General features: G+C 44.5%; 27 protein-coding genes and 1 pseudogene. 18 read left to right on the top strand and 10 right to left on the bottom strand.

The genetic code is table 11. From position 1 onward, the window contains the following. Nucleotides 1-377: 377 nt before the first annotated feature. The 4 genes from H6F44_RS16525 to H6F44_RS16540 all read right to left on the bottom strand — a co-directional run bounded on the left by H6F44_RS16525 (nt 378) and on the right by H6F44_RS16540 (nt 6,544). Nucleotides 378-1,529 carry a substrate-binding domain-containing protein gene (locus H6F44_RS16525; RefSeq protein ID WP_190352132.1) on the bottom strand — a complete coding sequence of 384 codons (1,152 nt, stop codon included), beginning with the start codon at nt 1,527-1,529 and terminating at the stop codon, nt 378-380. Nucleotides 1,530-1,644: 115 nt separating this feature from the next. After that, entirely contained in the window at nt 1,645-2,367 is a 723-nt protein-coding gene (locus tag H6F44_RS16530; RefSeq protein ID WP_190352133.1) for a hypothetical protein, read from the bottom strand. Between the two features lie 16 nt (nt 2,368-2,383). Further along, a complete protein-coding gene (locus H6F44_RS23810; RefSeq protein ID WP_199302166.1) occupies nt 2,384-4,105 on the bottom strand; it encodes a VWA domain-containing protein in 1,722 nt (573 codons plus the stop codon). A 291-nt stretch (nt 4,106-4,396) separates the two neighbouring features. After that, on the bottom strand, nt 4,397-6,544 hold the full coding sequence (locus tag H6F44_RS16540; RefSeq protein WP_190352134.1) for an NB-ARC domain-containing protein: 2,148 nt from the start codon (nt 6,542-6,544) through the stop codon (nt 4,397-4,399). 856 nt (nt 6,545-7,400) lie between these two features. On the opposite strand from H6F44_RS16540, the gene H6F44_RS16545 reads away from it, so the two are divergent. The 4 genes and pseudogenes from H6F44_RS16545 to H6F44_RS16560 form a co-directional block, all read left to right on the top strand. Continuing rightward, complete coding sequence (locus tag H6F44_RS16545) at nt 7,401-7,781, top strand: hypothetical protein (RefSeq protein ID WP_190352135.1); 381 nt, start codon at nt 7,401-7,403, stop codon at nt 7,779-7,781. Nucleotides 7,782-7,787: 6 nt separating this feature from the next. Next, nucleotides 7,788-8,084 (top strand): hypothetical protein, encoded by a 297-nt coding sequence (locus tag H6F44_RS16550; protein ID WP_190352136.1) that lies wholly within the window; start codon nt 7,788-7,790, stop codon nt 8,082-8,084. Between the two features lie 68 nt (nt 8,085-8,152). Next, nucleotides 8,153-8,323 carry a hypothetical protein gene (locus H6F44_RS16555; protein WP_190352137.1) on the top strand — a complete coding sequence of 57 codons (171 nt, stop codon included), beginning with the start codon at nt 8,153-8,155 and terminating at the stop codon, nt 8,321-8,323. 201 nt (nt 8,324-8,524) lie between these two features. Then, nucleotides 8,525-9,022, top strand: a pseudogene (locus H6F44_RS16560) (glucosaminidase domain-containing protein); the annotation flags it as partial. Between the two features lie 30 nt (nt 9,023-9,052). Here the strand turns inward: H6F44_RS16560 and H6F44_RS16565 are convergent. Further along, nucleotides 9,053-9,313, bottom strand: coding sequence for a hypothetical protein (locus H6F44_RS16565; RefSeq protein ID WP_190352139.1), 261 nt, complete (start codon nt 9,311-9,313; stop codon nt 9,053-9,055). A gap of 355 nt (nt 9,314-9,668) precedes the next feature. Between H6F44_RS16565 and H6F44_RS16570 the strand changes: the two genes are divergently transcribed. The 4 genes from H6F44_RS16570 (at nt 9,669) to H6F44_RS16585 (ending at nt 12,152) form a co-directional block, all read left to right on the top strand. Next, nucleotides 9,669-10,001 (top strand): hypothetical protein, encoded by a 333-nt coding sequence (locus H6F44_RS16570; protein WP_190352140.1) that lies wholly within the window; start codon nt 9,669-9,671, stop codon nt 9,999-10,001. Between the two features lie 92 nt (nt 10,002-10,093). Continuing rightward, on the top strand, nt 10,094-10,369 hold the full coding sequence (locus H6F44_RS16575) for a YggT family protein (protein WP_190352141.1): 276 nt from the start codon (nt 10,094-10,096) through the stop codon (nt 10,367-10,369). Nucleotides 10,370-10,549: 180 nt separating this feature from the next. Continuing rightward, complete coding sequence (gene fabI, locus H6F44_RS16580) at nt 10,550-11,326, top strand: enoyl-ACP reductase FabI (RefSeq protein ID WP_190352157.1); 777 nt, start codon at nt 10,550-10,552, stop codon at nt 11,324-11,326. Nucleotides 11,327-11,468: 142 nt separating this feature from the next. Continuing rightward, nucleotides 11,469-12,152, top strand: a complete 684-nt coding sequence (locus H6F44_RS16585; RefSeq protein WP_190352142.1) for a Crp/Fnr family transcriptional regulator — start codon at nt 11,469-11,471, stop codon at nt 12,150-12,152. Nucleotides 12,153-12,162: 10 nt separating this feature from the next. On the opposite strand, the gene H6F44_RS16590 is transcribed toward H6F44_RS16585, so the two are convergent. Then, complete coding sequence (locus H6F44_RS16590; RefSeq protein WP_190352143.1) at nt 12,163-13,158, bottom strand: zinc-dependent alcohol dehydrogenase family protein; 996 nt, start codon at nt 13,156-13,158, stop codon at nt 12,163-12,165. Between the two features lie 7 nt (nt 13,159-13,165). Next, nucleotides 13,166-13,747, bottom strand: a complete 582-nt coding sequence (locus H6F44_RS16595) for a hypothetical protein (protein ID WP_190352144.1) — start codon at nt 13,745-13,747, stop codon at nt 13,166-13,168. A gap of 140 nt (nt 13,748-13,887) precedes the next feature. Between H6F44_RS16595 and H6F44_RS16600 the strand changes: the two genes are divergently transcribed. From H6F44_RS16600 to ylqF, 9 genes are all read left to right on the top strand, one after another. After that, nucleotides 13,888-14,361: a single-stranded DNA-binding protein gene (locus H6F44_RS16600; RefSeq protein WP_190352145.1), complete on the top strand. Its 474-nt coding sequence runs from the start codon at nt 13,888-13,890 to the stop codon at nt 14,359-14,361. Nucleotides 14,362-14,474: 113 nt separating this feature from the next. Beyond that, the gene (locus tag H6F44_RS16605; protein ID WP_190352146.1) at nt 14,475-14,825 is read left to right on the top strand and encodes an NAD(P)H-quinone oxidoreductase subunit M; all 351 of its coding nucleotides are present in this window, start codon (nt 14,475-14,477) and stop codon (nt 14,823-14,825) included. A 121-nt stretch (nt 14,826-14,946) separates the two neighbouring features. After that, nucleotides 14,947-15,342 (top strand): DUF2996 domain-containing protein, encoded by a 396-nt coding sequence (locus H6F44_RS16610; protein ID WP_190352147.1) that lies wholly within the window; start codon nt 14,947-14,949, stop codon nt 15,340-15,342. Nucleotides 15,343-15,449: 107 nt separating this feature from the next. Continuing rightward, entirely contained in the window at nt 15,450-16,709 is a 1,260-nt protein-coding gene (locus tag H6F44_RS16615; RefSeq protein ID WP_322096243.1) for an FtsW/RodA/SpoVE family cell cycle protein, read from the top strand. A 114-nt stretch (nt 16,710-16,823) separates the two neighbouring features. Next, complete coding sequence (locus H6F44_RS16620) at nt 16,824-17,054, top strand: cold shock domain-containing protein (RefSeq protein ID WP_190352148.1); 231 nt, start codon at nt 16,824-16,826, stop codon at nt 17,052-17,054. 62 nt (nt 17,055-17,116) lie between these two features. Then, nucleotides 17,117-18,409 (top strand): NAD(P)/FAD-dependent oxidoreductase, encoded by a 1,293-nt coding sequence (locus H6F44_RS16625; protein ID WP_190352149.1) that lies wholly within the window; start codon nt 17,117-17,119, stop codon nt 18,407-18,409. Between the two features lie 39 nt (nt 18,410-18,448). Further along, nucleotides 18,449-19,741 carry an MFS transporter gene (locus H6F44_RS16630; RefSeq protein ID WP_190352150.1) on the top strand — a complete coding sequence of 431 codons (1,293 nt, stop codon included), beginning with the start codon at nt 18,449-18,451 and terminating at the stop codon, nt 19,739-19,741. A 415-nt stretch (nt 19,742-20,156) separates the two neighbouring features. After that, on the top strand, nt 20,157-21,233 hold the full coding sequence (acsF, locus tag H6F44_RS16635) for a magnesium-protoporphyrin IX monomethyl ester (oxidative) cyclase (protein WP_190352151.1): 1,077 nt from the start codon (nt 20,157-20,159) through the stop codon (nt 21,231-21,233). 93 nt (nt 21,234-21,326) lie between these two features. Further along, the gene (ylqF, locus tag H6F44_RS16640; RefSeq protein WP_190352152.1) at nt 21,327-22,181 is read left to right on the top strand and encodes a ribosome biogenesis GTPase YlqF; all 855 of its coding nucleotides are present in this window, start codon (nt 21,327-21,329) and stop codon (nt 22,179-22,181) included. Nucleotides 22,182-22,313: 132 nt separating this feature from the next. Here ylqF and H6F44_RS16645 read toward each other — a convergent pair whose 3' ends face one another. The 3 genes from H6F44_RS16645 to tnpA form a co-directional block, all read right to left on the bottom strand. Further along, nucleotides 22,314-23,810: a S1C family serine protease gene (locus H6F44_RS16645; protein ID WP_190352153.1), complete on the bottom strand. Its 1,497-nt coding sequence runs from the start codon at nt 23,808-23,810 to the stop codon at nt 22,314-22,316. A gap of 152 nt (nt 23,811-23,962) precedes the next feature. Beyond that, nucleotides 23,963-25,531, bottom strand: coding sequence for an Hsp70 family protein (locus H6F44_RS16650; RefSeq protein ID WP_190352154.1), 1,569 nt, complete (start codon nt 25,529-25,531; stop codon nt 23,963-23,965). Nucleotides 25,532-25,618: 87 nt separating this feature from the next. Beyond that, nucleotides 25,619-26,026 (bottom strand): IS200/IS605 family transposase, encoded by a 408-nt coding sequence (gene tnpA / locus H6F44_RS16655; RefSeq protein WP_190352159.1) that lies wholly within the window; start codon nt 26,024-26,026, stop codon nt 25,619-25,621. Between the two features lie 83 nt (nt 26,027-26,109). Between tnpA and H6F44_RS16660 the strand changes: the two genes are divergently transcribed. Next, on the top strand, nt 26,110-26,907 hold the full coding sequence (locus H6F44_RS16660) for an RNA-guided endonuclease InsQ/TnpB family protein (protein ID WP_190352155.1): 798 nt from the start codon (nt 26,110-26,112) through the stop codon (nt 26,905-26,907). Nucleotides 26,908-26,970: the final 63 nt, after the last annotated feature.

Consider the following 26,970-nt stretch of genomic DNA (forward strand, 5'->3'; position numbering starts at 1 on the left):
CTAGATAGGTCATACTTACTATGACTTGACCTATCTTTTTTATCTTAAATCCTCAAATCCCCATCTACTCATACTTCCCATATCTTTTGTCGCCCCGTCAGCTAAAGATTACTAATATAGTTTTATTTAATGCTCAAAATAGTATGTGGATTTATTTATGGCATATTCCTTTAATTAGTATTATTAAATTGCCATTTTATTTTAGCTATCCTTTAATATTTTTAATGGCATCTCTAATTACATTTGGACAGGTAAGTTTAATAAAGTATTTAATATTACCAAACGTAAAAGATCTTGATTTCAAGAAAAATATCAACATGATTTTTACGGGTTAGGGACTGCACCAACTTCAGGACTTTTATTTGCTTTTTGCTAATTTAATTGGCGCGTTCCCATAGGCGCTTGATTTCTGACAGAATTTCATTATTAGGAGAGGCGATCGCCTCGACATTGGGCTTGACCTCTGCTCCTGGGATATTTTGATTCCAAGGGCTGTTGGGAATTGCTTTTAAATCGAGATTGTTAGCGACTGGGCGAAATCCATATTGGACGAATACCGCTTGCTGTTCGGGTTGAGTGAGAAAATCGATAAACTTACGCGCTGCATCGGCTTGGCTATTGTCAATGTTGCGCTTGGCGATCGCTGCCGTTGAGATGGTCTCAATAGTGGGGCTGAAGTAATAGATTTGATAGGGTTTGCCCTGTGTCGTTGCGGATTGCTGCCAACGATACAAAACAACGCTTTCATAGACAATGCCCATATCAGCATCGTTTTCACCCCTAGTAATAAATTCCTTTAACAAAGTATCGGTGGATGATGGCGGCTGATAGACCGATCGCTTCACTAAACCAAATAGAGCCGCAATATTGGGACTGTTGAGATTTTGGGCAGTGGGGGCTGTGCCGAGTTTGGACTGCGCCCACAATGCGAGGGTAAGCTGTCCACTATTGGAGCGGGTGGGATCGGTGGTGACAAAATCAAAGCTGCCCCAGCTAGGGTTGCCGCCGAGCGCCTGCCAGTTACCTGCTTGCATCGCCTGTTCGATGCGATTCCAATTAAAACTGCCCTTGGGAAATAGTACTTTGCCGCGTTCTGCCCATGCAATGCCCACGAGCATGGTTTTGGCGATCGCTCTGGGTTGTTCGTAAAAAGCATCGCCACCATTTTGTGATTGCCAGCGCGTTTGCAATTCTTTTAAGCTTTCAGCATTGGCGGGAATGAGAACTGTGGGCGTAAAGTCATTTTTATTGTCGATATAGCGATTGACGATATCTTGAGAACCTTGGAATTTTAGTTCCAATTGAATATTAGGATGGGTTTGCTTAAATTTCTCTTGCAGGGCTTGCAATGGTTCTTGAAGTTCTGTACCTGTGACAATGATAATTTTTTGGTTGAGTCCGGGAATTGGCGCGATCGCTAAGGCGATCGATAATGCACTAATGCCCAAGGAAATAAAGAGATTTTTTTGCTTTTGGGCGGGAGTGAGCGGGACAAACTGAAGGTTCTTAGGACTAAAAGTGGTTGACATATGATTTTGAATTCCTTTTTACGTTTTAAGGTTTAGATCCCCCCCAGCCTCCCTTTACAAGGGGGGAGAATTTAGAATTTTCTTCTTCCCCCTTTTTAAGGGGGATTGAGGGGGATCACTTGGCTAGTAACAATTCGGCATTTTCTTGGAAACAACTTAACTCATCGGTTAGCGATCGCAGTTCGGCTGTTTGTTGTAAATCCATGAGGTTGACCACCCGCAGTTTGTTTTGCAATGCTTGCAACACCCCAGAAGCATCCACAATCAAGGTGGCTAAACTCGCAACCTGTGCTTGTCTCGCACTTTCACCGCCGCGCACCAGATCGATATTGCGTTGCAAACCTGCGGCGAGTGCCTGTAATTGGGTTGAGGCAATGCCTGTGCTGTTGCGGAGCTTTTGCTTGACCTGTATTAGCTGCTGTTCTAAATCTTGAATTGATAATAGGGCATTTCCTCCTTTTAATTTTCGGACTAGTAAATCTATTTTGCTAGGAAATTCGGAGGCGCGATCGCAGGCATATTGCACCGCCACCAATAAATCCATCTGATCAGCTTCGGCAAGGAGTTTGCCCGATTCTGCCCTCAGTATTTGCGCCTGTTGGGTCAGGGCGATCGCCTGTTGTTTGACCGCGATAATCTCTAGCTCCAGTTCAGGATCGCCAATTCCTAAGGATTCAGGCTCATTGCGTTTGAGAAAGACTGCGCCCCCAGTGGCGATCGCTGCCGAAATTGGCAATCCAAGAGCGATCGGCAAGTTAGCAAAGCGCACGGTTAGCACCAACACAACACCGCCAGCAGCAACGGCAAGGGGATAGTAGAGAGGATTGGCTAGTTTCATACTTGAGGACGATCCTTTAAAATTCCACTTGGATATCGGCTAAGAGACGGGCGATCGTTTCAGGTTCGCCCTTGGTGTAATAACCTGCATTTTGCTGGGCGATATCCTGCAAGGCTTTGGGGTTAAATTCCTTCTCATCGCCATAGCCAATGGTGAATACCGAAATCCTCTGGTCAGTTTCAAAGCCGCTTTTTTTCAATTCCGTAAGTAATTGATTGATAGGAATAGAAGAACCTGAATCTGCACCATCGGTAAGCACAAGAACAGCATTGATGCCATCCTTCCGCAGATTTTGCTGCAACCAATTTCGCCCCGCCAAAGTCGCATCATAGAGTTTTGTTTGACCTGATGCCTTCAGCGAAGCCACATATTGCAAGCCCTTAGCCTTGCCCTCTGGTGTACCTTCAATCACCACAGGCGCATTAATCACAGTATTAAAATCCATCATGGCGATCGTATCTTTTGGGGTTAAGCTATTGACATAGGCTTGCAAAGTCGCCTGCATCGCCGCAATCCTTGCCCCTTTCATCGAGCCTGAAGTATCAATTACCACCGTCACTAGTGATGGCTTTTTAGCTTGTTCTTGCCAATTCTTGATCATCGCTTCCACTACCTGCGGCTGTGGCGGACGATAGGAATCATACTTCGCCTGTGGATCGACTCCAAAATCGGCAGTGAACTTTGCCCCTAAAGCCACCCCAGGAGTGCCTGGGCGCAAACCTAGCTCTGTGAGAATTTGTTGCGCTTCATTGGATTGCAAATAGGTGACAACCTTTTGGGCGGCGGCTTTTTTATTGGCATCCATCCAAGGTGCATTCGGGACGATCGCCCGCATATTCGATGAGAAGGTGGATTTAGGATAAACCGCCTGATAACGGGGCTGTCCAGCTTGGAGACTGGAGTTAGCGGCAATCACCGAAGACTCATACACCGAACCGATCGCCGCCCAAAACTGCCCATTCGTCACCATTGCCTTAGCCAGAGCATTGGTGGAAACCCCGTAACGAGTGACTTTGCTTTGAATCTGTTTGACCTGATTTTGATAGGTCTGCACATCCGCCACCGTCAACTGTTCAGGACGCTTGCCCGAAACTTCCGCATATTGGGCAACTAAGCTTTGCAGTCCCGAATTGGAACGGGTGGGTGCAGTATGCACATAGGTGAAAGGAATCACGCCTGCGGTGGGTGAGATATCCTTCAGGACATTGGCATTGACAAAGGTTTTAAATGGCGCATTCAGTTTGCTCAATCCCTGTGCCACTTCGGGCGAGGTCATGAATACCATCGGGCTGCTGGCAATTAAGGGCGAGTCAGCGATCGCGGGAATATAATTCTGTCCTGGGAAAATTTGATTAATTTGGAAAATCAATTGATTCTGATAGATTTCCCCGTCCACTGAAATGATCGCAGGTAACTCTGGCGCACCTGCCGCTAATTTTCCCGCCTTAAACTGCTGTGATTGAGCGACCACATCCGCCACCACATCCCCACTACCCTTAACCTCACAGGCAATATAAAATTCCTGTCCATTATCGAGTTTCGGCTTCTGCTGATTAAATTTGACAGCCGCTTGCTGACAAAAATCGCCAAGGGCGCTACCAAATAAAAGCTTGATCTGAATTCCCGTATTTGTCCCTGTTGGTTGGTTGTTTGACTGGTTTAAATTCCCACATGATACAAATATTAATGCCGAGGAAGATAAAGTTGCAACAATTACTTTTCTGTTTAAGGATGACACAACTGGTTTAGAGCCTGATTTAGGGGTATTTAGCCTTGAGGATAAACTGGGGTAGTTTTTTTTTGCATATTTGCTTGACCTAGAAAAAATAGATACTGTCGCAAACTCAAAACGAAAAGCTAAACGAAAAGCTAAATGTAGCGATCAAATTTGATATTCAAATTAATATTTGAATATCCATAATTTTAATCGACTTAATGAGGTTTGTAAATGTGTCTCATAATACATTCGAGCCATACGTGATAGCGAAACCCTGAGAGGTCAAAAGGAATTGGTAAATTCATATTTGATTTAACTAAGTTTTTGCCTTGCCTGAATGCGGCGATCGCTGGGAGTTGGCAGTCCCACAGGTGGCTCGACAATATTCACTTCATTGATGAATACTAATCTGGCCTCAACGGGTTGGTGGTGAATGTCCGTGATTTGCACCGCTTCAAAATCAGCATCGATCGCCGCGAATTGGGTTTCATTTAGCCAAGCATGGTACTGTTTGCGTAATTTAGGTTGTTGGCGCATTTCCTGTTGCAACTGTTCCAGCGCTCCTTCTGTCCATTGATAGTAAAGATTTTTGCTGCGAATTTGATTTTTTGATTCAGAAGTTTGTTGGGCGAGGGGATTATTTGCCCAAGGAATGCGATGATCCCAAGTGGCAAGTCCACCTGCGCGATCGCTCTCTAGCAAACGTTCCAAAACTTGCAGATCGGAGTAGGCAGTCACCTGTTCGGGAAAGCGTGAGAAGCTCTTGGTGAGATCGGTTTGGCAGGCGCGAACTAGATTGAGAACATTGCTATGGGCATAGCCGATCGCCGTTTGTCGCTCCCGCAGAATTTCTAATAATGCCATTAGTTCCCGTTGCATGGAGTCAGCACTACCGTAATGAGCCAAGAGGCGATCGCTGAGGGGTTGGAGAATGTGCCGCACTTGGGTTTCCCGAATGTAATCTTCGGCGCGAGGTTGCACGAGGGCATATTGCATTAAGAATTCTGGTTCACTCTCAATGGCGGTATTATAGACAAAATCAATCAGTCGTTCGGTCATATATTCCATCACCACAGGCTGCTGGGTATAGCCGTGGGACTGCTTCTCAATTAGCGATCGCCAGCGTAATGAACTCACCGATTCCAGAATTTGGGCTTTAGAAACCATCGGCACAATATCTTGACGCAGATTGTCAGTATTAATTGCTTCTCTTTCAATGGCTAACCAATACATCACCTTCTGTTCTAAATCTGACAGACGCGCATATTGCTGATCGATTAAGTGACGAATATCGCCAAATACATTAGTTTCCTGCTCCAAAAAAGTCTGCACATCGCCATCAAACATGCTGTAAATGGAACGGGAGACGACCGTGAGCGCTAGGGGATTACCACGATAAAAATCAATTAGCTGTGTAGTCTCAGGGGCGATCGCCAGCTCATGGCGAAACATTTGTCGCGCTTCTTCTTGCAGTCCATTCAGTTGCAGCGATCGCACCATGGTGTCATTGCTATCGGGGGGTAGCACCTCTGAGGGCATCTCGCGACTGGTCACAATCACACAACTCTGATGGCGCACCTGTCCCACCTGTCGCAACAATTCGCCATAACCTTCATAGCCATCGTTGTACTGTCCATTGGTTGCGCCACTGCGAAGAATAGACTCGCCATTATCTAGCACGATCAGGCAGCGTGATTGCTTCAAAGCTTGAATCAGCATATTTAATAAACTGTCAAAGTCCTGCGGCAAGGCGGCGATCGCCTGATTTGTCAAAAAGCTAATTAATTCCGCAATCAAGCCCTCCACCGATGGCGCATTCCGCAGCGATCGCCATACCACTAGTTCAAAGTCTTCTTGCACCTGCTCAGCCAATTTTGTGGCAAAGGCAGTTTTGCCAATGCCGCCAATACCAAACACGCCCAGCAACCGACAGCGATCGCCAATCACCCAATTTTTGACTAGCGTCATTTCTTCAGTACGACCATAAAAAATCGAAGTGTCAATGGCACTCCCCCAATCGCAGCGCTTGAACTTGATCACATTGTGATGATTGATACTTTGATTTGACAAATGAGGGACGGCGATCGCTTGTGATCCACCCTCACAAACAGCCTCACAAATACCCTCACTAAAGTTGGACAGTATGTGAGGCTGTTGATTCATAACTTGATTTGTAACAGTGATCTGCGAATTCACCAATTTATTGCCATAAGTCCGCACCACCACTTGCAAATTATGCTTAGTCACCCGTTCGCCAAAAGCATCTGATAGGGTCTTCCAGAGTCGATAGCCGACATCACGAATGTACGAAGAGTCGTAGCCACAGGTTTCGGCAATCTCGCTGTAGGTTCTGCCCTCCCAAGTTTGGCGAAATAGTTGCTCCTGAATATAGTTGAGCCGCTTGTGGGGTAAAGCCGCATCAACAATGGCGATCGCTTCATTAGCAGTGATAGTGGTCATGGGTTTAATTCCTCTTAAATTAATGTCTCGGTGATGTCTCAGTCAGTGTTTGGAAAGTGATGATCAAAACAAGCTTGTTCATATTGTTAAACCTCATTACTTAGAAATTAAAGCTAATAACTACTAAGAAGGTTAGTGAGATACTTTTAATCAATATCATCTTGTTTTTCACGTTAGATAAATACCATAGATCCTAGTAATTACAATAGATTTTGTCTGTTTTTATCAAGGTTACGATTTAGTCTGACATCTACTTGATTTCCATACAGATTTTTACGATTTTTTATGACCTATATATTTCTCATGATCCTTGATAAGGCTTATTTACAGCCCTTAAGTCCAGTTAGATAAATATTTAGCATTGTCGTAAATAGCAGTATCTACTAGATATTACATTTAGAAACATGATTTGATAATTTGTCAAAATAAGTTCACTTAATCCTATAAGCTGTCATTGATTTTTGTGAGATTATTTTAAAGATCAAATGCTGTATTTACCGTCTTTGAGATCAGCTTTTAGAATCAGCTTTTATAATCTCCTATTCAAATCTGCCTATTCAATCAAATTGATCATGCAATTAATGACAAAAAACACTATTTTTTCTGGTATCAAAATCATGATCTAAGTCCTATGCTATCCCTCGTTGGGAAAAAGCGAACTTAATGTGCATCCAACCGATGCCAACCCTTTGCCGCACTCAACTAAATTTCATATACCACTTGCCTCACTTATCCTCACATAAAGAAATCTTTAAGTCTTTTAGCACTGGTTTGAGTATATGGCAACAGGGAAACAACGTTTTCCGACAAAAAACGACCTTTCCTCATTTACCCTCACAAACAGAGGCATTGAAACATGAGCGCCACCCATCATCTGCCCCGACAAAATCTGCAATCAATCGCAAGCTCGCCCTGCCCTAAAAGCAGCAAGCGATCGCCCGTCCTGCGTCCCCAGATAGCTGATCGCATTGTGCAACTGTTGCTCGATATCGAAAATTTTTTAGCTACCTGTACCCATGAAGAGATCAACAGTTTTTGGCAGTCAATTAGCCATCTTCGCCAATATCTGCACAGGAACATACAGCGATCAGAAATTCCTTGTTTTCTAGACTTTCGCCGCAAGAACAGAGATTTTTGCCGCATTTTAGAAGTTCTCGCCGACCTCACCTATCCCCAAATGCACCTGTCCAATGCGATCAGTGCTAAGCCTGTCAATCACCCTATCACCCACTACTAAAAAACTATGCAGAGTGATGCTTTTCCCACCCCTCCCATCTATGGCTATCTTTTTCAGCCAAGATTGCTCCAGCCATTTAGCGGTTTTGATCATGAGCCAGAAATTGCTATTGAGTTAACTATTAGCAATCATGTCAGCGATCGCCACCTTGAGAAATTACGTTCTCATAGCCATGCCAATGGTTTGAACACTTTGCTCAATGACATTGAAGCCTTGATTGTCAACTGTTCCCATGAAGAGGCGCAACTATTTTGGTCAGCCGCCGACCATCTCAAATTCAAGCATAAGCATTGTTCTGTATAGGCGCATCATGCTTGATTGCTGCCGAGCCGATCATTCTCAATCATTACTCACTAAAGGTTAATTTAATTATGAAGTTCTTGCTCTCTATTGCTTCCACTGCATTTTTGCTATTTCCCTTTGCCAATGCTGCTGCTGCCTATACCCAAGACCCCCGTAGTTGCAGCGACCCCCGCACCCAATATCCATCAAACCCTCCTTGTCAGACCACGCCAGATTTATTTACCATCAAGCCCGAATGATTTCCGAGATGTCATCTACATGATTGCCCCTAGTAAACCTCTAATTTAACTATGAGAAGAAAGCAACTGCTCCAACTAGGAATGGGCGCGATCGCCACTTTGGCTGTCGATCATGGGGTTGAGCGAATATGGGGGCAGACAGTATTGGCGCAGCCACCATCACTAGAAGTAAATTCGGCAAAACAATGTGCCATTAATATGGGCAGCATAGACAGGATCATGGCAGATGGTCTGACCTCAGAGGTGCAATTGCTGCGACTGCTCAAACTCAATCGCGCTCCTTTATATTTGTATGGAGATCTGCCCAGTATCTATCGAGAGGAGGCGGCGATCGAAGGGGTAAATTATGACATTGCCTTTTGTCAGATGTGTTTAGAGACTGGTTTTTTGCATTTCGGGGGGGATGTCCAGTCAGGACAAAACAACTTTGGCGGCATTGGCGCGATCGGTAATGGGGTGAGGGGTGATAGTTTCAGCGATCGCCGCATTGGTGTGAGAGCGCAAATTCAACATCTCAAAGCCTATGCCAGTACCCAACCTCTGAGGCAACCTCTAGTTGATCCTCGATTTAGCCTAGTTAAGCGCGGCACTGCTCCCCTCCTTGGGCAACTAAGCGGCAGATGGGCGGAAGATATTAATTATGATAAAAAAATTATGGCAATCTTACATCGTCTGTATCAACTGTCAGGCTTTTTCTGATTTACCTAGCTTGGCTAGCTTTTTAATGCGTTAATCCAGAATTGCGTTCTTATTTAAGGCAATAAGCTGTTTGAATTTATCATTATATAGGAATAGTTTTAAATCTGATTCTGTCAAACTTGCGGGGTGCTTTGGCAATAGCCCCTCAGATACTTTTGCGGCTTTGGTTGACTTGCGTTTGGTTGAGGCGATCGCTGCCGTTGTCGCAGTTTCTACCCAAACATAAAAATTTTCTGTCTGGATAAAGCCATTATTATGATCGGGAATCCAAGTACCATGTAAAATTTTCATGGTTTCTCGCGATCAAATTGTGTCAAATTGTGTCAAAGTCGTAAATTGATAGATCCATTTAACAAAGTATATAACAAATATAACAAAGTCACAAATATAACAAGATCTAAGCATTTTGTTGATCTGTGGCGTAGTGAAACGATTGGATGAAGCGGGCGAAATTAATACGGTCTATTGAGTCTTTAAGTGGTATGTAGAAATTTTTTAAAGCGGCGCGAAGCAATGCCTTTGAAAGATGCTCTGAGGTTTAAGTCAGCCCAAAGCGCTGTAATAGGCTGTGGTACTTCAAAAATTGCAGTAGCAGGTTTTGATTTACGATACAATCAGAGACTGTTGCAATCAACATGGTGAAGCTATGGCAGACAATTCAGGTAATTTTTGGGGAGGCTTTTTGTTTGGTGCTGCCGTGGGCGGCTTAGTTGGCGCTTTGGTGGCGATCAAACTCAGCGAACCAGAGGACGAAATTAGCGATCGCGCCAATGATGGTGAAGCAATGCTCGACAAACCCCAAACCTCTAACGAATTTGCGCGGCGTAACTTAGAAAAAAAGATTGCTCAGCTTAATGCTGCCATTGATTCTGTCAGTCAAGAACTGGCGATCGCCGAAGATAAAAAAGGACGCAAACCCATATCAGTAGAACCTGTACGCGAGATTATGCGTCCCGACTACAATGTCAGCGAAAGCTAATCAAAACGGCTATGGGCTATGATGTATCTTAATTTAAACGCCCATTCGGTAACTTGGCATTTTACCTCTAACCAATTCATCGCAAATCTCCTATGGCAGTCATTCTTGGTACAGTTAGCTCATTCATTTCCATCTATTTGGGCCTGCTCTTTATTCGCGTATTACTAACTTGGTTTCCCAATATTGAGTGGTACAACCAGCCCTTTGCCGCCCTAGCCCAAATCACCGATCCCTATCTAAACTTATTTCGCTCGATTATCCCCCCCCTTGGCGGCATGGACTTTTCGCCGATGCTGGCTTTTCTAGCGCTAAGCTTTTTACAAAGAGCCATTGAACCTCTTGCCGCAAGTGCTAATTTTGGTTTTTAGCCGCAAAGGTTTGTCTTTAGGCATTTTGGAAAAACAACAGCTTAAAGGCTTTCAAGCAAATGCAATAAATTGTGAAACTCTTGCTTAGTAACAGTTTCACAATTTATTACATTGAATGTCTGCGCCCCAACTGATGATAAAGTTCTAGAAGGTTTACTTTAGGAAATATACATGACGGGTTTGCTAGATTTGAGCGGGAAAACTGCTCTTGTGACTGGGATCGCCAATAACCGCTCGATCGCTTGGGGCATTGCTCAAAAATTACACCAAGCAGGAGCAACGCTGGGGATCACCTATTTGCCAGATGATCGCGATCGCAACAAAACCAAAGTTGCCGAACTGACTGAGCCGCTATCACCTAGTTTTTTACTGCCCTGCAATGTGCAGGATGACGCACAGGTTGATACATTATTCGCCTCAGTTGCCGAGCAGTGGCAAAAGATTGATATTTTGGTGCATTGCCTCGCTTTCGCCAATAAAGAAGACTTATCTGGTAACTTTACCGATATTTCCCGTGCAGGGTTTCAGCTCGCCCTTGATGTTAGCGCTTACTCCTTAATTCATCTCTGTCGCGCCGCCAAACCATTGATGAAAGACGGAGGTAGCGTCATTACCCTTACCTATATTGGCGGTGCTAAGGTCGTACCTAATTACAATGTGATGGGTATTGCCAAGGCAGCGCTAGAAATGAATGTGCGTTACCTTGCCTCTGACATGGGACCTGACAACATTCGTGTCAATGCAATTTCAGCAGGACCAATCCGCACCCTAGCTTCCGCAGCGATCGGCGATTTTCATAAAATGCTACATCATTACGAAGAAACTGCTCCTTTGCGCCGCCTTGTCACCCCTGAAGACGTTGGCAATGTGGCAACTTTCTTGGGTAGCGATCTATCTAGTGCGGTGACGGGACAAATTATTTATGTGGATTCTGGTTATGAAGTGATGGGCGCATAACGATACTATGGCTGTCGCCATCTTGTTAAATCCAAAAGGCGAGTGGCAGCGCTCGCCTTCATTAAAGACCCAAAAGCGTGACAACACTTTTAGATCATCACCCAAAGCACGATAAGATAGTGACTAAAATTTAACAATCCTTATGCAAACGGATATCTTTAAGGAGCTATTTCCCCTCTTCGATGCTGCTAGTGCCGAAACTCTGGACTGGCTCTTGTCTGAAGCGGTTGAGAGAGATTATCCTGCGGGGCGGGCGGTACTGATGGAAGACGCTTGGGGCAATGCAGTCTACTTTATTTTGTCGGGCTGGCTAAAGGTACGCTTTTTGCGAAGCCAAGACGCAACTACCCTAGCCGTATTGGGGAAAGGTGACTTTTTTGGTGAAATGGCGATTCTTGACGAGTCACCAAGATCTACGGATGTGGTTGCGTTTACCTCTGTGCGGGTTTTGAGCGTACCTGCCCAAAAATTTATTCAATTTTTATTTAGAGATCCACAACTGCACCATCGGATGTTGCAACTAATGGTACGCCGATTACGCAAGACGAATCAGCGTACTCAATTGCGGCAACAAGTGCCTGCGGTGAGAATTGCGGCAGTGCTAATGGGTTTGGCAAATACCTATGGCAATAAAAATGAGGCGGGGATAGATATTTTCAATTTACCGATTCAAGATATAGCCGATTTGTCAGAAGTTAGTCCCGATGATACGAATAAGGTAATGGAAAAGCTGAAAGATAAGGGATGGCTGGTGATCGATCCTAAGCGCCAAGTTTTGAGTATTGTCAATGAAAAGCAAATGGAACAGTTGGCGGTATTTCGCTAAATTGCCAAAATCAACTTGCCAAAACTAATTTGCCTGTCATCGAGCCAGCTTCTAATAGTTGATGCGCTTTGGCAGCATCTTCGAGTTTAAATACTTCGCTGACATGGATTTTGAGCTTGCCTTGATCAAATAATTCGGCGCATTCCTTGAGGATTTGGGCTTGCTGAACTTGTAAATCAATGTCACCCATGAGCATGGGTGTAAGCATTAACTCAAAGCTAAATCTGAGATTACGGGTACGTGCCACTTTCCAGCTTAGATCGGCGGGGGGTTCTAAAATTGTGACCAGATCGCCGTAGATGCTTACGGCAGCAAAAGTTTGCTCGATCAGTTTGCCGCCAACGGTGTCAAAGGCGATATCTACGCCCTTGCCCTTTGTCCAAGCCATCGCCGCCTGTACAAAATCTACCTGCTTATAGGCGATCGCTAATTCTGCACCCAAATCCCTCACAAATCTTGCCTTAGCCTCTGAGCCAACGGTGGTACAGACTTTTGCGCCTTTGATGTTTGCCAGTTGGATCGCCACATGACCAACGCCGCCCGCCCCCGCATGGATCAGAACGTGATGATTGGCTTGCAATCGAGCGCGATCGTAGAGGGCTTCCCATGCGGTGAGCAGCACCAATGGAGCCGCCGCCGCCTCTTCAAAACTGAGGGATTGGGGCTTATGGGCGGCAAATTTTTCATCAATGGTCGTTAGCTCGGCATAGTTGCCCTGATGTCCGCCAAGTCCGCCATTACAAAAGTAAACCGCATCACCAACTTTGAATTTAGTGACAGCCGCGCCGATCGCCTCGACAATGCCTGCCCCATCACAACCAAGCACCGATGGCAAGCGATGGGGATGAAATGTGCCACGACTCCGCAGTTTGATGTCAATGGGATTGATCCCTGCGGCTTTGAGTCTGACTAAGATATCGGTGGGTGAGCTTAATTGGGGTTCGGCAATGTCAGCAACTTTTAGGACATTTGCCTCCCCTGCGGTGGTCATGAGGATTGCTTTCATACATTTTTTAAGGGCTAGTGGGCGGTGTGGGGCTAGGTGATTGGCGGATCGAGTTGTCGCCCAGTCCATTACCGAGGCTTGGCGCTTGGCGGACAGCACGGGTTTGCCAGTCACCAAAAAAACGATTCATGGCTGAAAATCCTAAAAGAGCGGCTCCACCCATAATGATTAGCAAAATGATGATAGTTGTCCAAGTTTCTACGATCTCGGAAATGCCATAGCGGGTGCGATAGGGATCGATCTTGCACTGATGATCGCGATCGCGGGCGGTGACAGGTCGCCTAAACCGCAAGCGATGGTTATCCATCTTTTCCAGCAAAATCCAGCCTGCTTGTGCCTCTTCAGCGCAAACCCTATTTAAAACTTTGCGGCTGCGGAAACCGCCACTACCAGTACGCAAAATTTTGAATTCCCAGCCCTTAGGCTGATCGCTAGACGTGTTGGACTCGTAGCGAGTAAGGTTCTCTTCTTCCACTTCTTCCCGCCGTTGTTTTTTTTGTTTAGCTCGCAAGATCCTATCGATAATCACGGACTGAATCCCGATATCAAGAATAATTGTGGTAACGATAATTGCATTAACAGTCAGCATGGACGCTAGGCTAATCTATACCAAAAATGTTAGCACTCTGTCATTGATATCTGGTTATTGCCCACAAGGAAATATGGGTTTGAGCGCAAAGCACTATAAATATTGTAAAGTTGAAGGAACAAACCTTCGATAGATTTTCTATGAATTCCATAGTCTTAATGGCAGAAGTGCTAACCGATCCAGAGCTACGGCGTACCCCTGACAACCAAAGCTCGATCGCTTCATTTCTCGTACAGTTTGCGGGTGGACGTGCCGATGATGCTCCCTATCGCATTAAGGTGGTTGGTTGGAATAACCTCGCCGATGAAATTATGGAAAAATACCACAAAGGGGATCAGGTTGTAGTGGAGGGGCGCTTGCGGATTGACACCGTTGATCGTGGAACCTATAAGGAAAAACGCACTGAGGTAGTTGCTCAGCGTGTATATGGGATTAGTGGTGCTGTGATGTCCCCTAGCCCATCTAACGTCACCGCCAGCCAACCCCGTCAAGTGCCGCCCGCCGCACCTCCTAAGTCGCCCACTAATGCAATGCCAAGTGCCGCCCCCAGTGCCTATGTGCCAATGGCAGCGCCCATAGCTGATACCCCTGACTATGATGATATTCCTTTCTAAACTCGCAAGTACAGCTTTGCTGGGCTTATAAGACTTGACTTGATTCTAGGTTTTAATTCAGCCCAAAGCGCTGTAATCTAGGGTTAGAAAACTTAACTAAGCTACATACTCCTATGCCGCTAAAATCTACGACTCGCCATATTCAGATTTATGCTGCTGTTGTCGATGAGCAGAATGATGAGTTACTTGATAGTGACAACACTCTGACCCTTGATGTTGACCCCGACAATGAACTGAACTGGACGGATGGCGCTCTACAAAAGGTGTATCGCCAGTTTGATCAACTTGTGGCTGAATATAAAGGTGCAGATTTGACCGATTATAATTTGCGCCGCATCGGTTCCGACTTGGAGCATTTTGTGCGATCGCTACTTCAGCAAGGCGAAGTTACTTACAATCTCAACCATCGATCGCTAAATTACAGTATGGGATTACCGCAAATTATCAACACTGAAGCCCAGTAAATAAAACCCCAATACGATGAAAGCGGCGCAAAGCACTTCTTTCATCGTACTTACACAAAGCTCGAAACCATGAAAGGCTGCATCTTGTTCATCTAGGATTAATTCACAAAAATTTAAAGTTATGTCTGATATTCCTAATCCTGCTCCTGAGGTTAAGGCAAAACCAAAAGCCGAAAAACCACCAGCGCTCGAAGAACTGCCCTTCGAGGAATTTATTAATGCCCATTATTTACCCGCTCTGAGTCAAGCCTTTGTCAAGCAGGGAGTAACTGATTTGCAATTAGAGTTTGCCAATTATCAGGTGCGTGGTCTATGGGCGCAAGGACTGCGACAGTTTACTGTGTATTTTTCTAAGGCGGATATTAATGCTCAGAAAGCTTTTTCTTGTGCTGATGCGGGGCGATCGCCCAGTACCATTGAGCCATTCCTGATCGATGAGCGTAAAGCCCCTTTAGCCCTATTAGTATTTGGCGTAATTCAACGCTTGACAGCCCAAAAATGGCTGACCGCCAATTAATATCGGCGCTTTTTCCCAGTAATCAATAGCGGTGTGTGGCTTTGCCGCGCACCGCTATTGACTTTAGGTTATACTTTCAACCTAAACTTGCAAAAAACTTGCCTGCCGTGAAAATCCTTCAGATATTTCAGATCTTTCAGGTATTTCCATTTTTTGATCGCACCGTTGACAAATGGGCTTTTGAAGCGAGATTGTTGCGTTGGCTTACTTTTCTATGGCTATTTGCAGGACTGGCGGTGCTATTTTCGGCATCTTATCCAGTTGCCGATCTAGCTTTTAAGGATGGCACGCTCTATTTCAAATATCAAATTGCTTGGGCGATAATTGGGCTGCTGCTGTTTAATGCGGTTGTACATTTGCCCCTGCGATTAATTCTCAAAATCAGCCCCGTAATGTTGTTCATCATTTTAGCCCTGCTCTATGCCACCCATATTCCTGGGGTTGGCACGACTCGCAATGCGGCAACCCGATGGCTATCAGTGGGTTCTAGTTCGTTTTTACTGCAACCATCGGAGCTAATTAAGCCGTTTTTAATCCTGCAAGCGGCGCAACTATTTGGCAATTGGCAGCGCACACCTTGGAAAACTAAGGCGTTTTGGTTAGTTACCTTTCTGTTGGTGCTAGGTGGAATTTTGATGCAGCCTAGTTTGAGTGTGACCGCGCTCTGTGGAATTACGCTATGGTTGATGGCGTTAGGGGCAGGTTTGCCCAGTTTTCAGATGTTAGGGACGGCGGCGATGGGTGTGGGTGTGGCGATCGCTAGTGTCACTTTTCGAGAATATCAGAGGCGGCGCATTTTATCATTTCTTGATCCTTGGCAAGATCAGGCGGGAGATGGCTATCAATTGGTACAGAGCTTGATGGCGATCGGCTCAGGCGGTATTTGGGGGACAGGCTTTGGCTTATCGCAACAAAAGTTATTTTTGCCGATTCAATATACTGACTTCATTTTTGCAATTTTCGCTGAAGAATTTGGTTTGTTTGGTGGTATTTGCCTCTTACTTTTAGTAATGATTTACGGCACTATCGGTTTATCTGTGACATATAAGTGCAAAGATCCTGTAACCCGTTTAGTTGCCCTAGGCTCGACTTGCTTAGTAGTTGTTCAAGCCCTATTAAATGTTGGTGTAGCAACAGGCGTATTGCCAACTACAGGCTTGCCTTTCCCATTTTTAAGTTATGGTGGTAGCTCGACTATATCTTGCTTATTGATTGCAGGTTTATTAATTAGATCGGCAAGGGAAATGGCATCTGCCGATGTAATTCCTTTTAATAGAAATAGAGATAAAAATGTCGAACGGAGTAGCGAGTTAACCCTAAGAATGGGGAAAAACAAAAATGCCATACCTACTCGATCCCGACTTTAGTGTGTTACAGTATGGGGAGGCTAGATATGTTTAAAGTATTGTAGTTTGTAGATTTACTGTAGTTTGAAGTTTATTGATTTAGTTGTATTTTTCTATAATTTCTGATAAAAACTTATGATAGATTCTGATAAAAGACAAATTGGTGTTGTGAAATTTTTTGATCTTAAAAAAGGATTTGGTTTTATTAGCCTTAGTACAGATGCTGGAAAAAGAGATATATTTGTGCATATTTCTAATTTAGACCCAAGTTGCCATGGAAGTTTGGATGAGGGGCAGAAGGTTAGTTTTTTAGTTGCAAAAGGGAAAAAGGGGTTTGAAGCGAAAGATGTTATTTTAGAAGAATAGGCTTGCAACCGAAAAATCTCAACAAGCTGTAGCCATGGCAGACAGTCAGTAAATCAGTAAACATGAAAGAATTTGAAGTTATTATCGTTGGGGCAGGTCCCGCAGGTGGACATTGTGCGCGGCTATTAGCAAAGGCAGGACATCAAGTTTTATTAATAGAACAGCATGAATCCTTCGCGATTAATAATTTCTCTAGTGCGGCTAGTCCTTTACCGATTTTAAAGCAATTTGATTTGCCATCAAAAGTTGTTGCCAGATATTGGCACAGGCTAGAAATAATCTCTAGTAATGTTGCCCGACAGTGGCAATCTAATCAAAATTTAGGCGTGGTATTTGACTTTCAGAAATTGCGCGAATTTCTGGCTGAAGATACCGTCAATTATGGTGGTGAGGTGTGGCTAGGACACCGTTATATTAAACACATTCAAGCTGCCGATCGCTCAATGATTGTGCATCTTAAGCCTAAGCATGGTGAAACTATGCAGGTCAAGACGCGGTTAATAGTGGATGCAACAGGTTATAGCCGTGCAGTCATGTATGCAAATAAACAGGAGCGTCCTGATTTTTACAAAGCTACGGGCATTGAATATTTAATTAAAGTTAGTCCAGAGCAATATCATAAGTATGCTGACTCATTGATATTTTTCTTAGGATATAAATGGAGTCCTAGGGGTTACTCTTGGATTTTCCCAATGGATAATCATCAATTAAAAATTGGTTCTGCTTGGATTAATGCCCCTCATCAAATCATTAAAGAAACTCAACCTTTGCGACAATATACAGAATCAATTATTAAAGACTATATGCAGTTAGCGCATTACGATCTTGTGGAGATTCATGGCTCAATTTTAGAATATTCTAGTGGTTTACAGGATGTGTATTACCGAAATGGCATAGTGGCGATCGGTGATGCAGTTTCGACCGTAAATTTTTTAGGGGGTGAGGGGATTCGTCATGGCATGCAGGGGGCAGAAATTGCGGTTAAATATATCGATAATTTTTTAAAAGATAATTCAAAAGATACTTTAAAAGATAGGTCTAGTAATCCTAGTAACAAAGAAAACGTTAGTGTTTTTAGTAAATATCAACAGGAAATACAGATGTATTTTGCAGATAAATGGAATCTATCAGAGCAAATTGGCAAAAAAGTCTATCTAGAATATAGTGACGCTCGCATTGATCAAGGCGTATCTTATTTAAAATATTTCACCACAGAAGATATGATTGATATTCTCTTTTACTACAATTTTCGTAAGGTATCTAGAGGTATAAAAAGAGCCTTTTTACAGAAATTAGATCGGTTAATTAGCTGGATTATGGGGGGATTACGGTTTGGCGATCGCAATCAATTCTAAGATGTTAATGACTGCTAATTAAGCCAATCAAATTCATTCATGTCAGAACCTGATTTAAACTCGCCTGCTGGATACTTAGGGGTCTTGCGTAATCGTCACTTTTTGTCGTTGTGGCTGGCGCAAATTTTAGCCCAACTAGTTGATAAGGTGGTACTAATCTTGCTGATTGCCCTAGCAGTGGCGGATGGGGGCAGTGATGTCAATACTAGGGAGTCTTCGATTATGATCGCGATGACCTTACCTGCGGTATTTTTGGGATCGATCGCTGGCATTTTTGTAGACTGGAACCCCAAACGCGAGGTGATGATTTTATGTAATTTCTTAAGGGCGGCTTGTATTTTTGTCCTGCCCTTTGCGCCGCGATCAATGGGTGTATTGCTATTACTCACCTTCATCATTTCTACCCTCACCAATATTTTTGCCCCTGCGGAACAGTCAGCGATCGCCCTTGTAGTTCCTAAAAAGGATCTCATGCCCGCCAATGCCCTATTCACCATTACCGAGGTTGGCTCTTTGATTGTGGGCTTTGCCATCGGTGCGCCATTATTGTCCCTAACCATCTCCCTATTTCCCAATGCGATCGCCTATAGCCGCGAGGTGCTACTGGGCAGCCTCTATCTGATCTCAGGGTTGTTTCTATTCAATCTGCCCCAAGATGAAATTATTCACCCCAAAAAAGTTGGTTCAGGACTTTGGACAGATTTGCGTGAGGCTTTTCAATATGTGCGTCATAACCATTTAATTGGTGGCGCAATGTTGCAATTGGTGCTGCTCTATGCGGTACTAGGGGCAATGCAAAAGCTATCGCTCAACCTTGCAGAAGTGGTGACGGGCAATCGCGAGGAGTTCGGCTCCTTTGTGGCATCGGTCGGCGTGGGACTGGCGATCGGCTCTTTTATTCTCGGCAAGTTTGGTCAAAAGTTTGCCCGTCGCCCTTTACCCTTCATCGGTTTTATGGGAATGTCTCTTGGACTATTGATGTTTGCCTTTGTGACAAATTTATGGCTGGCTTGGGCGATCGGCGCTTTTATTGGCATCAATGGCGCATTGATCGTGATTCCGATGCGGACAGCAATCCAAGAACATACGCCCGAAAATATGCGCGGCAAGGTATTTGGGTTACTAAATAATGGAGAAAATATTGCGGCTAGCTTGCCCCTTGCCCTAATTGCGGTATCCCTTGATTTTCTTACCCAAGCTTTCAGCACATACAATAGTGGCAAACAACAAATTGGTTTTCAGATTGTCTTAGTTGTTTTTAGTTTGATTGTGTTTGGGCTGGGTTCTTGGGCTTGGAGCCGAACTAAACGTGCTTTTAGGGATATTTTGTAAGGCAATTTTGTAAGGCAATTTTGTAAGGCAATGAGGTTTAGCTCCCCTCTCACCTGCTAAGGAATGAGAATATAACAACTTGGGCAATCAACCCCATCGCTTTTTGGACTCACAGCAATTACCGATCAAAGGTGATGCTAGCTTAATGCTTCTTAACAAGCGATCGCTAAAAATGGCGATAAATCTATAAAAATCTCATGACAACTACCCATAAACAGAGCACTAGGCGTAAAATATGCAATTAGATAAGTATTTAGACTGTAAATCATAGGTGGCACAGCATAGTTAATCAAACAAAAGGAAGGATTGTGCGGTTCGCATAGCGAGCGGTGCAGGCTTCTGGGATTCAATTTACCTAAGCTTTGCCACTTAGACATTAAAAATAAAGTTAAAAAGTAAGACAAATTTAAGGACTATGGTAGCTACTCCATCTAAAGCCGAAGCAACTCAGTCAACCCCAAAGGTTAACGGAACTGGCAGACGCGAAACTATTCTCTCTCCACGCTTCTACACCACCGACTTTGAAGCGATGGCTAATATGGATATCTTCAATCTCACGCCAGATTATGAAGCGATCCTCGAAGAATTTAAATTTGACTACAATCGCCGTCACTTCGTGCGGACTCCCGAATTTAACCAATCTTGGGATCATATTGATCCTAAGGTGAGAGAGCATTTCCGCGTCTTCCTTGAAGGATCTTGTACTTCAGAATTTTCAGGATTTCTGCTTTACAAAGAAATCGCAGTCAAAATCAAAGACAAAAACCCCTTGATGGCTGAGATTTTTAGCCTGATGAGCCGTGATGAAGCTCGCCATGCAGGATTTTTGAATAAGGCGATGCCCGACTTCGATCTGCAACTAGATCTATCGACCCTATCAAAAACCAAGAAGTACGTGTACTTCGCGCCCAAATTCATTTTCTATGCCACCTATCTCTCCGAGAAAATCGGCTACTGGCGCTACATCAAAATCCATCAACATTTTCAAGCCCATCCCGAATATCGCATCTATCCCATCTTCAAGTTCTTTGAAAATTGGTGTCAAGATGAAAGCCGTCATGGTGATTTTTGCAGCCTGTTACTCCGCAGCGACAAGAAAAATATCAATGGTCTTCAGGCTAATCTTTGGAGCAAATTCTTTTTACTTTCAGTATTTGCCACCATGTATCTCAATGATATTTGTGTTCGCAATGAGTTTTATGAATCCATCGGCATGGATACAAGAAAGTATGTGGAAGAAGTGCTACGCGAGACCAACCGTGACGCAGCCAAGGCATTTCCTGTCACCCTCAATCTAGATAGTCCGAAGTTTTGGGACTGCATGAAGAAGTGCGAAGAAAATAATGCCAAGCTCTCAAAAATTGACGACTCCAACGCGCCTGAATGGTTGAAGAAGGTACAAAAACTCCCTCACCTAATCCATAATGGTTTGCAGTTTTTGACCATTTATCTCCAGCCTGCAATTCCTGCGCCTAAGGGTGTGGTTTTGTAAATCTTTAAGAGCGCGGTAAAGCCACGCCCCCAAAATCTTTATAATAGGAGAGACAGTGTTTAGCGCTGTCTCTCTTATTTTTAGGATATATCGATGACAACACCTCCGATTCAGTGGTATCCAGGGCATATTGCTAAGGCTGAAAAGCAACTATTAGAAAACTTAAAATTAGTTGATGTTGTCATTGAAGTGCGCGATGCGCGGATTTTGAAATCGAGCCAACATCCTAAGATCGAGAAATGGGTGGAAAGTAAATCCCATATTCTGGTTTGTAACCGTATTGATGCAATTCCTGCGATCGCTAAGACGCAATGGTTGCGTCAGTTTAGCGATCAAGGGCGGACTGTCTATTTTACCGATGCTCAAGCGGGGAAGGGCATCGTAGATTTGTTAAAGGCGGCTCAAGCTGCTGGCGAGAAGGTAAATGAACGGCGACGGGGACGGGGGATGTTACCGCGTCCAGTGCGGGCGGTGGTGGTGGGCTTCCCCAATGTGGGCAAGTCTGCACTAATTAATCGCTTACTCAATAAGCGGGTGGTGGCTAGTGCCAATCGTCCTGGGGTGACAAGGCAACTGCGCTGGATTCGTATTTCCGATCAAATCGAGCTTTTGGATACCCCTGGAGTAATTCCGCCTTTGCTCTACGATCAAGATGCGGCGATGAAGTTGGCAATCTGTGATGATATTGGTCAGGCGGCTTACGACAATGTGTTAGTGGCGGCGGCGGCGGTGGATTTGCTAGTGGAGTTGAATGTGAAGCTGAGCGATCGCTATGAAATTGAGCCGCATCAGGTCACATCGGGCATTGAATATATCCATAAAGTGGCGGCATTAAATAAATTTCAAGGGGATCTCGATAAGGTGGCGCGACTGATTTTGCATGATTTTCGTAGAGGGCGGTTGGGGGCGATCGCGCTAGAAATGCCAGAATTGGCAATGGCTCCGTGAAGTGGGAAGCGTAAAATCTTGGATAAGATAGGACTTACACAAAAGAACGCGAAAAGGCAATTTATCAAGGCAATTCATGAACTGACGATGCAGCGTGGAGTTACAGATGTTTTTGCATGCGTCCTAAATTTCTCATTGAATCGTTCTAATCGTAAGATTGTATTTACCTCTGCCATTGCGCTCAAAAGTATTAACAATAGTGCGGTAAGTGCCTGTAATTGGTAATTGGATGATCATTTTTGCTTGTTTGCGGCTGGGTAGTCCATTGTTTTCCTTGATCATTTCGCGATTAGGTGCAAATAGAAGTAAATAGGGATGAAAATCAGAACTATTTACTTCTATCTGTACGACCTGTCCTGCACGACCATTAAAGGTAAAAGCATCAAATCGAGTGCCATCCCCTGCAAATATACGGCTAGAAGGACCTAAAACCCCATTCTTTTCTAATAAAGTTTGAGAGTTAGTTGAGGGTTGAATGGACTGGTATCTAGATTGATTCTCAATGCTTGCAGATAGCGTAAACGAACCTCTAACCCCGACCTCATAGGAATTGGCATAAAGCACATATCTCCCTGTCATGGGCAAAGTCACCTCTAGCCGCGCATTCTTACCACCGCCCCCATCATCATCATCGGCAATCTTGCGCCCATTGGGAGCGAATAAGACTAAATAAGGATCAATGCTGCCACTACGCATATCTATCGTAATCCTCTGCCCTGCCTGTCCCTGAAATTGATAGCCTTCATAGTAGCTGCCATCGGGTAAGGTTCTACTGGAACTATTGAGAATATCAGCGATCGCTGCTCCATTAAGGCGAATTTCCCTAAAGGTTTGGGCATAGTTGGTAATGTTGGCGTTTGGATCTGTGGGGCGATTAGTGGCGACTCTATTGGCAGAAGAACTAGCATCAGCAAGAAACCGTTTAACGGTATCGGCTTCGATCGCCAAACCAATGCCACTATTGGCGGAGTTAGCAGTAAATATGGCAGTATTCACCCCGACCAGTTCACCGCGACTATTCAGCAATGGTCCCCCTGAGTTGCCAGGATTTAAAGCAGCATCGGTTTGTAGGAGTTGCCGATCGCGATCGATACGGCTAATGATGCCTGTGGTCAAAGTCCCTGCAAACCGACCGAAGGGATTGCCAATGGCAAAGGCACTCTGTCCGACCTGTACCGAACTAGAACTGGCGATCGGGATCGTGGGCAGATTATCAGCCACGCCCTCTAGTTGGATCAAAGCTAGATCAGGATTACGGCTACTAGCAATCACTCTCCCCCGAAATTGCCTTTTATCATTTAATGCAACATTAACAATGCTTGCCCCTCTCACCACATGGGCATTGGTCAAAATCAAACCCTTGGCATTAATAATTGAACCACTACCGCTACCCGAATTTGATTGAATTGACACAACCGCAGGGCTAGCGGACTGATAAACGCGAATCCGAGTAGCCTCATCGGACTGAGCAAATACGGGTGGCGGTGTAACCAACGGTAAAGCGATCGCCCCTAAGTTCGCCCAAAATATGGCGCTAGTTGTCACAACTCCCAGACAACTCTTTTTCGCTGTGCCAGTGACAGACTTTACTATTGATTTAGTTCTGATTGTCGCTACATTTGGTGTCATACTTGTTTCCCGCAACGATTTCACTACAAAAACAGACCCTTGATCGCCTGTTATTGTTTCCTAGCTCCAGCATTGTTCTCTGTAAGCAAATATATCATTTTGAGCCATTGCCTAGCAGAATTTGGATTTTGGCAATCAATCGAGACTTGGGGTTACTCTAATTTAGCGATCGCCTGTTGATTGATCAATACTTTTTCGGTGAGCAGGTCGCTGACGGTGGCAATTAAAATGCGGCGTTCATCAATGGCAAAATTTATGGAAATGCGATCGCTGCCTAGTTGCCCCAATGGTTCTAGTTTGGCAATACAGACTTGTGGACTTTCTTGCACTGTTGGCGCGAGGGAGCGAAAATCAGACTTTTTCACCAGTTGACTGCTAATCATTCTGCCCTGACGATCATAACTAACTTCCGATTGAGCAATATCCGCCACTTCCCCAATATCTAGCCAAATTTCTGCCTGTCCCGCGATCGCCGCCTGCAAAATTAAAGGCTCTTGACTTTGGCATGGGTACTGGGTTCCTTTTGCAAAAATAGGATAAAAGCCATATTGCTGCAAATAAGGCTCCCATAGACGAATGGCATAGCTATGGCGCAAATGATCGGCGATCGCGATCGCTTGATTCAGTACCAAAGCACCATGAGCCACTGCCTCAAAGGGTTTATCCATCCGCACTTTGGCTTTACCAAAATAGGACGCGATCAATTGCTGCACCGCCACAAGCTGACAACTGCCGCCCACTAACAGGATCTGCTCGATCGCCGCCTTACTGACACCCCGATTTAACCCCATCGACAGCACCTCATCGATCGCCTCCCGCACCTGCTCAAGAAATTGCTGCTGTTCCAAAATTTCTGCCAGTTCCATTTGGCTAAGTTGCAGCTTATGGGCGCGATCCCAATCATCTAACCAAACTGCGTTTGCTTCTTGGTTGATGGATAAGTCAATTTTGATTTCCTCAGCAATTTTTAATAAATGCAGCCAAGTGGATGCCGATGGCGATCGCCCTTGATCGTCAATTTGGCGTAAAAAATATTCGGCGATCCAACGATCCACGTCAATGCCGCCAATGTAAGCATCAGACTTGGCGATTACTTCGGCTTGATATGCTAAGGAGGCACTGGCGATCGGCGCGGTGCGGACTAAACTCAAATCTAATGTGCCACCACCAAAATCAATTACCAACACCAAGGCATTGGGGCGGGTAATCCCGTAACCTAGCGCCGCCGCCGTAGACTCATCAATCACCTGAAACTGTGGCAGTTGCAACGCTGCCCCAAGGTCACGCAACCAAGTTAGATAAGCCTCAAATGCGCCTACGGGAACCGTAAAAATTAAATGCGTGATCGGCTGTAGGGTTTCCATTGCCATTAGCCGCCGCCAGATTTCTGCCAAAAATATCGCCGCGATCGCCTCGGCATCATAATATTCACCATCAAGCTCACGGGCAGGCGCTCGAAAATTTGCCACAAGGTCACGCTTAAACCCTTGAAATAGCCGTTTTGATAATGCTTGCTCTTTAGCCTGTCTGCCCAAGCGGCGATCGCCAATCCCCGCAATATAAACCAAACTCGGTACTAACCAAACCCGATCCCCCCCCTGCTGCCTCCCCGCAAAGTCTTGGCTAATTTCTGGCAAAGCAATGGTCTGGGGCAGTCCATCACCATCAAGCATGGCGATCGCCGTATTGCTAGTGCCAAAATCGATGGCGATTACAGTCATAAAAATAATACGGTAAGTGGGAAACGCAGTGTCTTCAGACCTGAGAGGGAAACGAGCGAGGCAATTTATTGCCCTTAATCTTACTGGCTAATTAGAAGCATGGTGAGGATCTTCTATATATTTTCTCACAGCTTCAGAACTAATGTTACCAGCCGTGCTAACAAAATAGCTGCTAGTCCAAAGGGAAGGCATTTTACAAAGTTCTGGGAACTCTTGACGCAAATATCGACTAGAGCGCCCCTTAAAAGCTCTGACAATTAAATAAGGAGTATCGGTAGGCTTGGCGCTTACAAAAAGATGTACATGATCGGGCGCGACTTCAAGAGCCAAAATATCCCATTCTTTTTCTATTGCCAATTCCAAAAATATTTGTCTTAACCTAGTTGCTACGTCACCAGTTAAAACACGTCTCCTACGTTTTGGGATAAATACAAAATGATAATTAACCAAGAACTTAACATGATTATGAGTTTTATAGTCTTCCTGAACCAGCATAATATAATAGTTGATGGACATCACGACATCTACTATTATATATTATAATAAAGAGGTCAAAAAAAACATTGTGGGTCGAGACAATGACTAAAACTAAAAAGTTGATGGGAGTACAGCAATGCTTAATAAATCCTGACAAAGATTTGAAGGCTATTTTGGAATATATTTGCTCAGAATCTAACAAACTCCATAATTGTGCTGTCTACTATGCTCGACAAATCTGGTTCAAAACCAGAAGATTTGTTACGGGTTTCGACTTGGTTAATGAACTTGGCTCTAACAAACACTTTTCTACATTACCATCTGAAGCAGCCGTGCAAACGTGCTTGTCGGTTGGAGAGTCAGTTAAATCGTTTTCTGAGTTGCTTAAAAAGTCTCGCAAGGGAGAATTAGAGCAAAACCCTAAATTCCCTAAATACCGAAAACAAGGCTATCAATTAGTTGCGTTTCCCAAAAGAGCGCTGAGATTGGTTGGCAACACGATCCGTTTCCCGTTAGGGCTACAGGTCAAAGCATGGTTTGGACTCAAAGAGTTCTTTCTGCCAATGCCATCTAACCTTGATTTTGGCTTACTAAAAGAAGTTAGGATTTTACCTAGAAATGGCGCTTTCTACGCTGAGTTTGTCTATCCAAAAGCCAATATTAAAGCTGAGCTAGATCCCGCCAAATGTTTAGGTATAGATCACGGATTAAATAACTGGCTAACCTGTGTTAGCAATGTTGAGACGAGCTTTATTGTTGACGGGCTGCATCTAAAATCACTTAACCAGTGGTACAACAAACACACATCAGATTTGATGGAAGGTAAGCCTAACGGATACTGGACTAAGCGATTAGCCAATAGGGAGCATCCCAAGTTTGCGCTAAGTAGAAATACTTAGCGATGGGGAATTATTAAGAAAAGCTGTACGCAAACGTAAGATCTTTGGAACATTGCATGGATT

The sequence above is a fragment of the Pseudanabaena cinerea FACHB-1277 genome, assembly GCF_014696345.1.
Taxonomy (GTDB): Bacteria; Cyanobacteriota; Cyanobacteriia; order Pseudanabaenales; family Pseudanabaenaceae; genus Pseudanabaena; species Pseudanabaena cinerea.

Excerpts from the sequence above, each read along its gene's own strand:
- H6F44_RS16540 (WP_190352134.1), bottom strand. The coding sequence starts at position 6,544 with ATGACCACTATCACTGCTAATGAAGCGATCGCCATTGTTGATGCGGCT.
- H6F44_RS16575 (WP_190352141.1), top strand. The coding sequence starts at position 10,094 with ATGGCAGTCATTCTTGGTACAGTTAGCTCATTCATTTCCATCTATTTG.
- H6F44_RS16530 (WP_190352133.1), bottom strand. The coding sequence starts at position 2,367 with ATGAAACTAGCCAATCCTCTCTACTATCCCCTTGCCGTTGCTGCTGGC.
- H6F44_RS16620 (WP_190352148.1), top strand. The coding sequence starts at position 16,824 with ATGATAGATTCTGATAAAAGACAAATTGGTGTTGTGAAATTTTTTGAT.
- H6F44_RS16645 (WP_190352153.1), bottom strand. The coding sequence starts at position 23,810 with ATGACACCAAATGTAGCGACAATCAGAACTAAATCAATAGTAAAGTCT.
- H6F44_RS16625 (WP_190352149.1), top strand. The coding sequence starts at position 17,117 with ATGAAAGAATTTGAAGTTATTATCGTTGGGGCAGGTCCCGCAGGTGGA.
- H6F44_RS16590 (WP_190352143.1), bottom strand. The coding sequence starts at position 13,158 with ATGAAAGCAATCCTCATGACCACCGCAGGGGAGGCAAATGTCCTAAAA.
- H6F44_RS16605 (WP_190352146.1), top strand. The coding sequence starts at position 14,475 with ATGCCGCTAAAATCTACGACTCGCCATATTCAGATTTATGCTGCTGTT.
- H6F44_RS16555 (WP_190352137.1), top strand. The coding sequence starts at position 8,153 with ATGAAGTTCTTGCTCTCTATTGCTTCCACTGCATTTTTGCTATTTCCC.
- H6F44_RS16600 (WP_190352145.1), top strand. The coding sequence starts at position 13,888 with ATGAATTCCATAGTCTTAATGGCAGAAGTGCTAACCGATCCAGAGCTA.
- H6F44_RS16630 (WP_190352150.1), top strand. The coding sequence starts at position 18,449 with ATGTCAGAACCTGATTTAAACTCGCCTGCTGGATACTTAGGGGTCTTG.
- H6F44_RS16525 (WP_190352132.1), bottom strand. The coding sequence starts at position 1,529 with ATGTCAACCACTTTTAGTCCTAAGAACCTTCAGTTTGTCCCGCTCACT.
- tnpA (WP_190352159.1), bottom strand. The coding sequence starts at position 26,026 with ATGCTGGTTCAGGAAGACTATAAAACTCATAATCATGTTAAGTTCTTG.
- H6F44_RS16660 (WP_190352155.1), top strand. The coding sequence starts at position 26,110 with ATGACTAAAACTAAAAAGTTGATGGGAGTACAGCAATGCTTAATAAAT.
- H6F44_RS16595 (WP_190352144.1), bottom strand. The coding sequence starts at position 13,747 with ATGCTGACTGTTAATGCAATTATCGTTACCACAATTATTCTTGATATC.
- H6F44_RS16565 (WP_190352139.1), bottom strand. The coding sequence starts at position 9,313 with ATGAAAATTTTACATGGTACTTGGATTCCCGATCATAATAATGGCTTT.
- H6F44_RS16545 (WP_190352135.1), top strand. The coding sequence starts at position 7,401 with ATGAGCGCCACCCATCATCTGCCCCGACAAAATCTGCAATCAATCGCA.
- ylqF (WP_190352152.1), top strand. The coding sequence starts at position 21,327 with ATGACAACACCTCCGATTCAGTGGTATCCAGGGCATATTGCTAAGGCT.
- H6F44_RS16585 (WP_190352142.1), top strand. The coding sequence starts at position 11,469 with ATGCAAACGGATATCTTTAAGGAGCTATTTCCCCTCTTCGATGCTGCT.
- H6F44_RS16650 (WP_190352154.1), bottom strand. The coding sequence starts at position 25,531 with ATGACTGTAATCGCCATCGATTTTGGCACTAGCAATACGGCGATCGCC.
- H6F44_RS16550 (WP_190352136.1), top strand. The coding sequence starts at position 7,788 with ATGCAGAGTGATGCTTTTCCCACCCCTCCCATCTATGGCTATCTTTTT.
- H6F44_RS16570 (WP_190352140.1), top strand. The coding sequence starts at position 9,669 with ATGGCAGACAATTCAGGTAATTTTTGGGGAGGCTTTTTGTTTGGTGCT.
- H6F44_RS16610 (WP_190352147.1), top strand. The coding sequence starts at position 14,947 with ATGTCTGATATTCCTAATCCTGCTCCTGAGGTTAAGGCAAAACCAAAA.
- acsF (WP_190352151.1), top strand. The coding sequence starts at position 20,157 with ATGGTAGCTACTCCATCTAAAGCCGAAGCAACTCAGTCAACCCCAAAG.